Raw genomic sequence first — 12087 nt, forward strand, 5'->3', positions numbered from 1 at the left:
CGTGCCTCAGTCAGGCCGGCCAGCGAGTTCCCGACTCAGATCGAGCATCGCCGCGCGCAGATCCGCCACCGCCGGATGCAGGCAATCAGGGTCGTCAGCGTGACAGGCCTGTTCTACCTGCTCGCAGGCCTGCACCAGCCGTTGCGCCCGCACGATGCGCGCGCCGCCCTTGATGCGATGCGCCAGCGCCCGCAACCCAGCGCGATCTCCTCTGGCCTGCAACACGTGCAAGCGCTCCAGGTCCTCCTGATTACTGCTCGCCAGGTCTGCCAGCAAATGCTCGATCAGGGCTACATCGCTCCCTGCCAATTGCCGCAAATTGCTGAGGTCGATGGCCGTGCTGGCGCTCTCTGCCACCTCGTCCACCGCCGCTCCGTGATCCGGCAATTGCCCGGCCAGGCGCTGGCTCAAGTCGTGCAGGCCGATGGGTTTGAACAGGCAATCGTCCATTCCCACGCTCAAACAATGCTCGCGTTCCTGCGGCTGAGCGTTGGCGGTGAAGCCGAGGATCAGCATCCGCGGCAGGCCTTGGCGGGTCTCTTCTTCACGGATCGCCATGGTCAGTTCATAGCCGCTCATGCCCGGCATGTTGCAGTCGGTCACCACCACATCGAACTCATGCTCGCGCCACAGCGCCAGGCCGTGCTCGCCGTCCTCGGCTTCCAGTACATGGTGGCCGAGGTAGTTGAGTTGCTGTGACAGCAGCAGCCGATTGGCCGGATAATCGTCGACCACCAGAATGTTCAGCGGCAGCGACGGCCCCGGTGCCTTCGCCGGCGGCTCGGCGTCGGCCTCCAGCGGCATCAGCAATGGCAAGTCCAGGCGCACCTCGATCCGCGTGCCCTGCCCCGGCTCACTGTGCAGCGTCAAATAACCGCCCATCATTTCGCACAGGCTGCGGCTGATCACCAGGCCCAGCCCCGAACCACCATGGGACGGCTGTCCAGCCTGAATGAACGGGCTGAACAGGCGCTGCTGATCAGCCTGGCTGATGCCGATGCCGGTGTCGGCAATCACCAGGTTCATCGTGAACCGGCCAACAGCACTTTGTGGCTCGATGCGCAGGGTCAGGCTGACGCGGCCGTGGGGGGTGAATTTGATGGCATTGCTCAGCAGGTTCGACAGCACTTGCTTGAACCGCGTCGGGTCGATCAGCACGTCGCAATCACTGCGCGGGTCCAGCTCGACGTGCCACTGCAAGTGTTTCTGCCGTGCCAGGCCCTCGAACACCTTGCACACCGAGAGCACCAGCGTGCGCACATTGGCCCGTTCCGGCGCCAGCGCCAAGTGCCCGGACTCGATCCGCGCGATGTCGAGAATGTCGCCGATGAGCGCCAGCAACTGCTGCGCGGCATGGGCCGCGACTTCGATGGAGAAGCGATCCGTGACGCCGCTGTCGGCGCGTTTCATTGCCAGCTCCAGCATGCCGATAAAGGCATTCATCGGCGTGCGAATCTCGTGGCTCATGGTTGCCAGGAAGGTGCTTTTGGCGCGATTGGCCTGCTCCGCCGCTGCTTTGGCCTGGCGCACCTGATCGAGCAATTGCTGGCGCCGGCGGATCAACTTGCGCTGGTAGGCGATCCAGCCCAGCGCCAGCAACAGCAGCAGCGCGGCACCGGCAAACCCCTGGAAAATCGTGGTGCGGTAGCGATGCCAATAGCTGTTGTCCACCGGGGCTTCACTGCGCCAGGTGCTGCTCAAGGCGTCCAGTTCTTCTGGGCTGAAACTGAGCAATGCCTTGTTGAGAATCGAGTGCAGCTCCAGTGCATCACGCTGGGTGGCGAAGCCGATCTGCGCCGGTTCCGGGCCGATGGTGCTGGTGATGCTCAACTGCTGCGAGTACTGGCGTGCGATCAGGTAGCGGGCAACGATCAGCGTGCTCAGCGCCGCGTCCGCTTGTCCATTGGCCACAGCGGCCAGCGCCTGGGCCGGGTTATCGACGGCGACGAAGCTCACCCCTGGCGCCTGGGCACGGATGAAGGCCGCCTGGACATTGCCGCGAATCAACGCGAAGCGCTTGCCCGCCATTTCACTCAACACCTGCGGGCTGCCAGGCTTGGCGCGACTGATCATCACGAACGGATTGATCAGGTACGGCCGGGTGAAACGCAGGTCGGCCTGGCGCTCGCTGCTAGGGGTGATCACCGTCAGCAGGTCGATCTCGGCACGGTTGATCTGCTCGATCTGTCGGCTCAGGGAATCCTCGCGCAGCATCTCGAACTGCAGGCCGGTACGCAGGCTGATGCGGTTGAGCACTTGCGCACTCAGTCCGCTGAACTGGCCGCTGCCGTCATAAAACGACAGCGGCGCAAAGCTGCCGATCACCCCGACCTTGACCCGCGGATGCGCCTGCACCCAACGCTGTTCCCGCGGGCTGAGTTGCAGGGTCGTGGTAGCACCGAAGGAACTGCCGGCACTCCAGCGCCGGCTGATCGCCGACCGTTCCTCGACCGGCACCGCGCTGAGTGCGGCATCGACGATACGTTGCAATCGAGTGTTGTCGGCACGAGTCGCAAAGCCGAACGGCGTGGCTTCCAGACGAGCGAAATCCACCAGTTGCACGTTGTTCAGGTGGTTATGATTAATCAGGTAGCTGGCGCTGATGGCATCGCCGATATACACATCGGCGCGGCCGAACGCCACCGCGCCGATGGCGCTCAGGGTCGAGGGGTACAGCTGCAAACGGGCCTTTGGGTAAAACGCCTCGATATCCGCCGGCACCAGATAGTGATTGAGCGTCGCCACGTTGAGGCCCGCGAGGTCGGCCGGCGGTTTGCCGGTTTCGCCGATGCGCGTCACCAGCGCCGGGGTGTCGTCGGCATAACCGCGGGAAACGCGCAATTGGCGGTCGGCGACTTCATAGCCATTGGCGGTACCCAGCAGGTCGATCTGCCCGGCCTTCAACGCGCCAATCACCGCATCCCGCGACCCATAGCGCAGCACCTCGACCTTGACCTTGAGCAACTGCCCGAGCAAGTCGGCGTAGTCGGCGGTGATGCCTTCAAAATCGAAGTCATTGAGGGTCAGTTCGAACGGCGGATAATCCGGCGCCGAAGCCCCCAGGCGCAAGGTGCCTTTGTCCCGCAGCCACCGCTCATCCGCCACGCTCAACTCGACCCGATAACCCTCGACGCTCGAACGGCCCAACAGGTTCAGCACCCGTGGCGCGCCCTCGCCCAACACCGGCAACGACGTCAGTAAGCACACGACCAGCATCGCCACACACAACGCGCGCATGGCCGTGGCACTCAGATCAGGTGATTGCGTTTGGCGAGTTCCCTCAAGCACACCGCCGACGGCACGTTGAGTTTTTCGATCAAACGGGTTTTGTAAGTGCTCACGGTTTTGTGGCTGAGCATCATGGTCGCGGCGATTTCCTTGTTGCTCATGCCCTGGGCCAGGCACAGGAAAATCGTCAGTTCGCGGTCGGACAGTTTGTCGATCATCTGCCGTTCATTGCGTTGCAGCGAATCGAGGCTGACCGAGCTGGCAGGCAGCCGCGGGTAATAGGTGTAGCCGGACATCACCGCGTGAATGGCTTTTTGCAGTTCCTGCAAATGGTTGACCTTGGCCACATACGCCAGCGCCCCGGCGCGCATGCAGCGGTTGAGGTAGAAACTCGGGTCCTGCGAGGTGAACACCAACGTGCGGACGTTGACATGCGCAGCCTTGATTCGCGCCAGCACATCCAGGCCATCAAGACCCGGCATCACCAGGTCGAGGATCACCAGGTCCGGCAGGTGTTCACGCACAATCTGCACCGCGTCGACGCCGTTGGAGGCCTCATAAATGACGTTGACGTTCTCCTGTTTGAGGATGATTTTGACGGCGGCGCGGATGACCGGATGATCGTCAACAATCAGCACTTTCTTCATGACAACTCCCAGTGAAAAAATCGCCGACAGAGCCCGCACTCCGGCAGGCCGACCGCACCGCATCGACACACAGGCTGCGCTGAGACTCTTGCATGAACGGTGGCGGGCATCTACCTGTCAGATCTGACAGTAGCGACGAACGGTAGGTGGAGCGGCGGTCAACCTACGCAGCGTTGATGCAGCGTTGGCGCCTTGAGCAGCGGGTCGATGCGCGCCATCAACGGGCGTATCAGGCTCAGGTCCGGCAGGCTCAGCGAACTGCTCTGCAAACTGCCCAGCCCCGGTTGCGCCGCGCTCAAACCCGCCTGCGCGGCGCCATACACCAAGGCATGGCGCACGTGCCCATGGGCGCGGAAAAAACCTTGCAGGTCAAAGGCATCGCCGGCCATCGCCGCGTTGATCACCACCAGGTCGAAGGATTCGCTGGCGTACTCGATCAGAGTCAGCATCTCCGCAAGCGTGGTCACGGGGGCGACGCGGAAATAATCGAGCTGATTGAACAGCCGCTCAATGTACATGCGGTGAAAGTGTTGCTCGTCAGCGATCAAGATTCGCAGCGCTTTGTTCGACACAGTAGGCACCCGGACTAAGAGAAGTCGGCAGGTGTGGCACCCGCTCGACGCAAAGAGGGGGCGAGCCTAAGGGAGGCGCCTGGATTTTTCTGTAGGACTAATCCGAAAACAAAAGGTTAAACGGAGCCTACACAGGTGCAGCGGATGGGCGGGGGTTTGCCGGAGATGGAGTGCGCGACGCTCGGGTGAGGCGTCCGGCGAGACTTTCCTACGTGGAGCGTGGGAATAATCGGATGGCAGGCTCAGGTTTGACAGCTGCGTTGTCTTGGTTGGCTTCTTCGCGAGCAGGCTCGCTCTCACAACGAGCCGCGTACACGGCACAACCCTGTGGGAGCGAGCCTGCTCGCGAAGACAACGGCTCAATCACCAAACAATCAGCTGGCCGCCGCCAACAACAAATCCAGCATCGATCGGCTGTGCCCGCGGTGTTTGCCATGCTCGTACAAGGAGCCAGCGATTTCATCGGCGCGGATCGGCAGGATCGACAACAGCGTGTCGCTCAAACCGTGGCTGGCCTGACAGAAGCCCTGCATGTAAAGGCCGGCCTTGCAGCGTTCGTCGGTGATCAATTTGTAGTTGCGGTCGACCTCGAAGTCCCCCAGGTACTGCGCCAGCGGTTCGAGCAAGGTGCGGTGCATCTGCCGCTCGTAACCGGTGGCCAACACCACCGCGTCGTAGTGGCGGCTGGTCACTTCACCACTGGCGTTGTCACGCACTGTCAGTTCGATGCCGCGCTCAGTGGCGGTCGCCTTTTCGATGGTGGTCAGGGTGCGGAACGCGTGGCGGGCGATGCCCGATACTTTCTGCCGGTAGAAGATCCCGTAGATGCGCTCGATCAGGTCGATATCGACCACCGAATAGTTGGTGTTGTGGTACTCGTTGACCAGGCGCTCACGCTCACCGCTGTCCTGCTGGAACACCAGGTCGGTGAATTCCGGGGAAAACACTTCGTTGACGAACGGGCTGTCATCCGCCGGTTTCAGCGCCGAGCCGCGCAGGATCATGTCCACTTGCACGGACGGGAAGCTGTCGTTCAGGTCGATGAAGGCTTCAGCCGCACTCTGCCCGCCGCCGATGATGGCAATACTCATGGGCTGGTTATTGACGCACGGCTGCTGCGCCATGCGCGCCAGGTACTGCGAATGGTGGAACACCCGGCTGTCGTCCTTCAGCGCCTTGAACGCTTCAGGAATGCGCGGCGTGCCGCCAGCGCTGACCACCACTGAACGGGACACCCGCACGTGTTGCTGGCCTTGAGCGTCGCGGGAAATCACCCGCAGCGCCTCCACCTGTTGGTTGTGCAGCACCGGCTCAATGGTCAGCACTTCTTCGCCATAACGGCTCTGCTCGGTGAACTGCGCGGCGACCCAGCGCAGGTAGTCGTTGTATTCCATCCGGCACGGGTAAAAGGTGCCGAGGTTGATGAAATCGACCAAGCGCCCGTGCTGCTTGAGGTAGTTGACGAACGAGTATGGGCTGGTGGGGTTACGCAGGGTCACCAGATCCTTGAGGAAGGAAATCTGCAACTCGCTCTGGGCAACCAGGGTGTTGCCGTGCCAGCGGTAGTCGGCCTGCTTGTCGAGAAACAGCACATCCAGCTCGCCCTGCTGCTGTCCACGCTCTTGCAAAGCGATGGCCAGCGCCAGATTCGAAGGGCCGAACCCGATGCCGATCAGGTCGTGAACGATGGGCGATGCAATTGCCTGTGTCATTTCCAGTGTCCTCTGGATAAGCCCTCAACAGGGCACGAATAGCCTGGGTAACCCGACCGCCCGAGTGCGGGGCAGCAGATCGTCTGTTGAGTAGGAACGAGGACAGTGAAACAAAATTTAACAACGAGCGTCCCACTGGCGCATGCGCAAGCGGCAATGCTTCATTGCGTTGACGATGTGTTTTTCCACCAGGGCGCGGGAAATCCCCAGTTGCCCGGCGATTTGAACGTGGGACAAACCGTCGATCTTGCGCAGCAGAAAACTGTCGCGGCACAACCGTGGCAGTTCCGCCAAGGCCCGCTGCACCAGTTCCAGCCGCTGGCTGTGATCGAGGGATTGGTGTGGCGAAGGGGAGAAGTAGCGCTCTTCGTTATCGAGCACGTCGAGGGATTCGAGCTGGCGCAGATTGTTGCGTCGGTGATCATCGATCACCAAATTCAGCGCGGTGCGGTAGAGAAAGGCACGGGGTTGCTCGATCGGCGTGTCGCTGGAACGCTCCAGCACCCGCAGATACGCGTCATGTACCACATCTTCGGCCACCTGGCGGTTGCCCAGCTTGGCGTTGAGGAAACACACCAGCTCGCGATAGTAGTTTTCCAACATGACTCCCGGCCGCACGAGGTGCGATTTCTATCCTTGAGCCAACCTCATGGCGCACTCAACTGGCAGTGGCACGATAGTGGCGTTTCAGGCGCGTAATTTATAGTAATTCTCATATAGATTTAAAGCGTTGCTTGTCATTGCCCGACAAATAGTCGCCGGCTGCAGCTGTAACCCTATGTGTCGACGGGTAAATTCCCCGGGGGTTTGCACGTATACAGAGCAGCTCCCCGTGTCTGTCGCCTTGCTGACAGGCTTCGACCGTCGGCGCGTTTTGCCCGGCGATTGGACAACGGGCCGACTTCCACAGGCCGGAACCCCGCATGAAACGTCCCCGCACCACCCGCCGCGCCCTGCTCGTCGCGCTGTGCCTGATCCCGGTGATCGCCGTGGCCACTTGGCAAATCATTCCGCCCGGCCGCAACCAGTTCGCCACCGTGGCCGTGACCCGTGGCGACATCGAAAACAGCGTCACCGCCCTCGGCACCTTGCAGCCACGGCGCTACGTCGACGTCGGCGCCCAGGCCTCGGGGCAGATCCAGAAGATTCACGCGGAAGTCGGCGATGTGGTCAAGGAAGGTCAGCTGCTGGTGGAAATCGATCCGTCCACGCAGCAGGCGAAACTCGACGCCGGGCGGTTTTCCATCGAAAACCTCAAGGCGCAATTGCAAGAACAAAAGGCTCAGCACGACCTGGCACGGCAGAAATATCAGCGCCAGCAACACCTCGCCGCTGGCGGTGCGACCCGCGAAGAAGACGTGCAAACCGCCCAGGCCGAACAACGGGCGACCCAGGCGCGGATCGAAATGTTCCAGGCGCAGATCCGCCAGGCCGAAGCCAGTTTGCGCAGCGATCAGGCCGAACTCGGCTACACCCGCATCTACGCGCCGATGGCGGGCACCGTGGTCGCACTCGACGCCCGGGAAGGCCAGACCCTCAACGCGCAACAGCAAACGCCGCTGATTCTGCGCATCGCCAAGCTGTCGCCGATGACCGTGTGGGCGGAAGTCTCGGAAGCCGATATCGGCCACGTCAAACCGGGCATGACCGCTTACTTCACCACCCTTGCCGGCGGCAACCGCCGCTGGAGCAGCACCGTGCGGCAGATTTTGCCGGTACCGCCCAAGCCCCTCGACCAGACCAGCCAGGGCGGCGGCAGCCCGGCCAGTTCGAGCAAAAGCGGCAGTGCGCGGGTGGTGCTGTACACCGTGTTGCTCGACGTCGACAACGCCGATAACGCGCTGATGGCGGAGATGACTACCCAGGTATTTTTCGTCGCCGAACACGCGAAGAACGTGCTCACCGCACCGCTCGCCGCGCTGCAACCCGGCGCGCGCCTGAACGACCAGACCGCCCAAGTGGTGGCGCCAAACGGTCGCATTGAACAGCGCAACGTGCGCACCGGCATCAGCGATCGCCTGCGCGTACAAATCCTCGACGGCTTGCAGGAAGGCGATCACCTGCTGATCGGCCCGGCCGACGGGAGTGGCGGCTGAATGCAGACGCCTTTGATTGACCTGCGGGACATCCGCAAAGTCTACGGCGGCGGCGATGCCCCGCAAGTGCACGTATTGCGCGGCATCAACCTGGCGATCCATGCCGGTGAATTCGTGGCGATTGTCGGCGCGTCTGGCTCCGGCAAATCGACGCTGATGAACATCCTCGGTTGCCTCGACCGGCCCACCTCCGGCGAGTACTGTTTCGCCGGGGAAAACGTCGCCGGCCTCGACAGCGATGAACTGGCCTGGTTGCGCCGCGAAGCCTTTGGCTTTGTGTTCCAGGGTTATCACTTGATTCCGTCCGGCTCGGCCCAGGAAAACGTCGAGATGCCAGCGATCTACGCCGGCACCCCGGCCAGCGAACGCCACACCCGCGCCGCCGCCCTGCTCGAACGCCTCGGCCTTGCCACGCGCACCGGCAACCGCCCGCACCAGCTCTCCGGCGGCCAGCAGCAACGGGTGTCGATCGCCCGAGCGTTGATGAACGGCGGCCACATCATCCTCGCCGACGAACCCACCGGCGCCCTCGACAGCCACAGCGGCGCCGAGGTCATGACCCTGCTCGACGAACTGGCGAGCCAGGGCCATGTGGTGATTCTCATCACCCACGACCGCGAAGTCGCCGCGCGGGCCAAACGCATCATCGAAATCCGCGACGGCGCGATCATCAGCGACAGCGCCCTGGACAACCCCGATGCCCAGACCACCGCCAACCCCGGCGCCCTGCAAGCGGTGGACCTGCGCAAGCGCCTGAGCGAAGGCGCCGAAGCCACCGGCGCCTGGAAAGGCGAACTGGTGGACGCTGTGCAAGCGGCGTGGCGAGTGATGTGGATCAACCGTTTCCGCACCGCGCTGACCTTGCTCGGCATCATCATTGGCGTAGCGTCGGTGGTGGTGATGCTGGCGGTCGGTGAAGGCAGCAAGCGCCAGGTCATGGCGCAGATGGGCGCGTTCGGCTCCAACATCATTTACCTCAGCGGCTGGGCGCCGAACCCGCGCACGCCACTGGGCATCATTAGCCTCGATGACGTGGCGGCGGTCGGCAGCCTGCCGCAAGTCACGCGGATCATGCCGGTCAACGGCCAGGAAGCCGGGGTGCGTTTCGGCAACCTCGACCACTTGAGCTACGTCGGCGGCAACGACACCAACTTCCCGGCGATCTTCAACTGGCCGGTGGTGCAAGGCAGCTATTTCACCCTGGCCGATGAGCGCAACGCGGCGGCCGTCGCGGTGATCGGCCACAAGGTGCGGACCAAGTTGCTCAAGGACGTCGCCAACCCGATCGGCCAGTACATCCTGATCGAAAACGTGCCGTTCCAGGTGGTCGGCGTGCTCGCGGAAAAAGGCGCCAGCTCCGGCGATTCCGACAGCGACGACCGCATCGCCATCCCCTACTCCGCCGCCAGCGTGCGGTTGTTTGGCACGCACAACCCGGAATACGTCGCCATCGCCGCCGCTGACGCGCGCAAGGTCAAGGAGACGGAGCAGGCCATTGAGCAACTGATGCTGCGCCTGCACAACGGCAAGAAAGATTTCGAACTGACCAACAACGCCGCAATGATTCAGGCCGAAGCGCACACGCAAAACACCCTGTCGCTGATGCTCGGTTCGATCGCCGCGATCTCGCTGCTGGTGGGTGGCATCGGGGTGATGAACATCATGCTGATGACCGTGCGCGAACGCACCCGCGAGATCGGCATCCGCATGGCCACCGGCGCTCGCCAGCGCGACATCCTGCGCCAGTTCCTGACCGAAGCGGTGATGCTCTCGGTGGTCGGCGGCCTCGCGGGGATTGCCCTGGCACTGCTGGTCGGCGGGGTGCTGATCCTCAGCGAAGTGGCGGTGGCGTTTTCCATGCTGGCGGTGCTCGGTGCCTTTGGCTGTGCCTTGGTGACCGGCGTTGTCTTCGGCTTCATGCCCGCCCGCAAAGCTGCCCGGCTCGACCCGGTCACGGCCCTTACCAGTGAATGATTCCCCGATGAAAGCGCAACTGAGTGTGTTGACCCTCTGCCTGGCGCTGGGCGCCTGCGCCAGCCCGCCGTTACGCCCGGACGCCGGCATCATTGCGCCTGCCGCATGGCAATCGGCGTCGAGCGACCGGGAGGCCGTGAGCAATCGCCAGTGGTGGACACACTTCGGCAGCCCGCAACTCGATCAGTTGGTTGAACAGGCCCGGCTCGGCAGTTACGACCTGGCCGCCGCCGTCGCTCGCGTGCGCCAGGCCCAGGCCAGCACAGTGATCGCCGGCGGCTCGCGCCTGCCGCAAGTTACCGCTGGGCTGAACGCCAACCGCGAGAAACTGCTGCGCGGCAATGGCTACAGCCAGCTCGACACCGACAGCAGCAACAAAGCTCTGGACTACTTTGACGCCAACCTTAGCGCCACGTATGAAATCGATTTCTGGGGCGGCCAGCGCGCGTCTCGGGACAGCGCGCAGTTTGCCTTGCAGGCCAGCGAATCGGACCGCGCCACGGTCGAACTGACCTTGCTCAGCAGCGTCGCCAGCACCTACGCCCAGGCCTTGTCGTTGCGCGAGCAACGGCGCATCGCCGAGCTGAACCTGGCCAACGCACAACGGGTGTTGCGGCTGGTACAGACGCGGTTTGATTCCGGCTCGGCCACGGCGCTGGAACTGGCCCAGCAGAAAAGCCTGGTAGCGGCGCAGCAGCGGCAATTGCCCTTGGTTCAGCAACAGGCCGAGGACGCACAGATCAGCCTGGCGGCGTTACTCGGCCGACCGGTGCAGCAGTTGAATCTGGGGCAGGAAGCTTTCGATCACTTGCAATGGCCGCTGATCAACGTCGGCCTGCCGAGCGAGTTGCTCAGCCGCCGACCGGACATCGCCCGCGCCGAAGCGCAACTGGCCGCCGCACAAGCGGACGTAACCGTGGCGCGGGCGGCGATGCTGCCGAAGGTGACTCTCAGCGCGGAACTCGGCTCCGGCGCCGACCGCGCCGCCGACCTGCTGCGCAGCCCTTTCTACAACCTCACCGCCGGCCTGCTCGCGCCGGTGTTCAACAACGGTCGCTTAAGCGCCGAACGAGACAAAGCCACAGCCCGCCAGGAAGAACTGCTGGAGGCTTATCGCGGGGCAATCATCAACGGCTTCGCCGACGTCGAAAAAGCCCTCAACAGCATCCGCGGCCTCGACGCACAGCGACAGTGGCAAAGCGAAGAACTGAGCCACGCGCAAACCGCCTTCAACATCGCCCAAAGCCGCTACCAGGCCGGCGCCGAAGACCTGCTCACCGTACTGGAAACCCAACGCACCCTGTACGCCGCCCAAGACCTCAACGTGCAACTGCGGCTCGCGCGGGTGCAAGCCAGCGTGGCGCTGTACAAAGCGTTGGGGGGTGGGTGGCAGGCGTTGTGAAAGCCGACTGTCTGACCTGCACCGGTTGGCTGTGCCGACGCTATCGCGAGCAGGCTCGCTCCCACAGTGAACCTGCGCTGGCCACTGAATCTGGGCATCACAAAAAACCTGTGGGAGCTGCGGTGCGACGATTCGACTTGCCCGCGATGGCGGTGTGTCTGACACACATAGGCTGGATGTGCCGACGCTATCGCTGGCAAGCCAGCTCCCACAGGGTTTGGGTAGGTACACAGAAACTGCGTACACCACCAGGCCGTGTGTCAGCTCGCCGCGCTTTTGATTTTGATCCACCCGCCCCGTCGGGAGGCTGAGTGGAGGCATGCATCCGGGGATTGGCGCGCAGCGCCGTTCGACGCAGTCGAACTCATCGCATGTAGGTGCAGCGAAGCCAACCGGAGGGCGATGCCCCCGGATGAATGCCGGAGCGAAGGTACCCCGAGCCACGGCGAGGGGCCG

At 63.1% G+C, this 12087-nt stretch carries 8 protein-coding genes; 3 read left to right on the forward strand and 5 right to left on the reverse strand.

Going from position 1 to position 12087, the window contains the following annotated elements; translation table 11 throughout:
- Positions 1–6: 6 nt before the first annotated feature.
- The 5 genes from RG836_RS00920 to RG836_RS00940 all read right to left on the reverse strand — a co-directional run bounded on the left by RG836_RS00920 (position 7) and on the right by RG836_RS00940 (position 6762).
- Positions 7–3237: a transporter substrate-binding domain-containing protein gene (locus tag RG836_RS00920; RefSeq protein WP_310842510.1), complete on the reverse strand. Its 3231-nt coding sequence runs from the start codon at positions 3235–3237 to the stop codon at positions 7–9.
- 11 nt (positions 3238–3248) lie between these two features.
- Entirely contained in the window at positions 3249–3875 is a 627-nt protein-coding gene (locus RG836_RS00925; RefSeq protein ID WP_310842512.1) for a response regulator transcription factor, read from the reverse strand.
- Positions 3876–4033: 158 nt separating this feature from the next.
- A complete protein-coding gene (locus RG836_RS00930; protein WP_310842514.1) occupies positions 4034–4447 on the reverse strand; it encodes a response regulator in 414 nt (137 codons plus the stop codon).
- Between the two features lie 374 nt (positions 4448–4821).
- The gene (locus tag RG836_RS00935; protein ID WP_310842516.1) at positions 4822–6159 is read right to left on the reverse strand and encodes a lysine N(6)-hydroxylase/L-ornithine N(5)-oxygenase family protein; all 1338 of its coding nucleotides are present in this window, start codon (positions 6157–6159) and stop codon (positions 4822–4824) included.
- Positions 6160–6276: 117 nt separating this feature from the next.
- Positions 6277–6762, reverse strand: a complete 486-nt coding sequence (locus RG836_RS00940; RefSeq protein ID WP_310842518.1) for a sigma-70 family RNA polymerase sigma factor — start codon at positions 6760–6762, stop codon at positions 6277–6279.
- A gap of 320 nt (positions 6763–7082) precedes the next feature.
- Between RG836_RS00940 and RG836_RS00945 the strand changes: the two genes are divergently transcribed.
- Genes RG836_RS00945 through RG836_RS00955 form a run of 3 tightly spaced genes read left to right on the forward strand, consistent with a single transcriptional unit; the run spans position 7083 to position 11631 of the window.
- Positions 7083–8255, forward strand: a complete 1173-nt coding sequence (locus RG836_RS00945; protein ID WP_310842519.1) for an efflux RND transporter periplasmic adaptor subunit — start codon at positions 7083–7085, stop codon at positions 8253–8255.
- Positions 8256–10229, forward strand: coding sequence for a MacB family efflux pump subunit (locus tag RG836_RS00950; protein WP_310842520.1), 1974 nt, complete (start codon positions 8256–8258; stop codon positions 10227–10229).
- Positions 10230–10236: 7 nt separating this feature from the next.
- Positions 10237–11631, forward strand: a complete 1395-nt coding sequence (locus RG836_RS00955; protein ID WP_310842521.1) for an efflux transporter outer membrane subunit — start codon at positions 10237–10239, stop codon at positions 11629–11631.
- The last annotated feature ends 456 nt before the right edge of the window (positions 11632–12087 follow it).

It is taken from the genome of Pseudomonas rhizozeae (genome assembly GCF_031583775.1).
Lineage (GTDB): Bacteria > Pseudomonadota > Gammaproteobacteria > Pseudomonadales > Pseudomonadaceae > Aquipseudomonas.

What these genes read in the sequence shown, in the direction of transcription:
- RG836_RS00925 (WP_310842512.1), bottom strand. Translation starts at nt 3,875, where the DNA reads ATGAAGAAAGTGCTGATTGTTGACGATCATCCGGTCATCCGCGCCGCC.
- RG836_RS00935 (WP_310842516.1), bottom strand. Translation starts at nt 6,159, where the DNA reads ATGACACAGGCAATTGCATCGCCCATCGTTCACGACCTGATCGGCATC.
- RG836_RS00940 (WP_310842518.1), bottom strand. Translation starts at nt 6,762, where the DNA reads ATGTTGGAAAACTACTATCGCGAGCTGGTGTGTTTCCTCAACGCCAAG.
- RG836_RS00950 (WP_310842520.1), top strand. Translation starts at nt 8,256, where the DNA reads ATGCAGACGCCTTTGATTGACCTGCGGGACATCCGCAAAGTCTACGGC.
- RG836_RS00955 (WP_310842521.1), top strand. Translation starts at nt 10,237, where the DNA reads ATGAAAGCGCAACTGAGTGTGTTGACCCTCTGCCTGGCGCTGGGCGCC.
- RG836_RS00945 (WP_310842519.1), top strand. Translation starts at nt 7,083, where the DNA reads ATGAAACGTCCCCGCACCACCCGCCGCGCCCTGCTCGTCGCGCTGTGC.
- RG836_RS00920 (WP_310842510.1), bottom strand. Translation starts at nt 3,237, where the DNA reads ATGCGCGCGTTGTGTGTGGCGATGCTGGTCGTGTGCTTACTGACGTCG.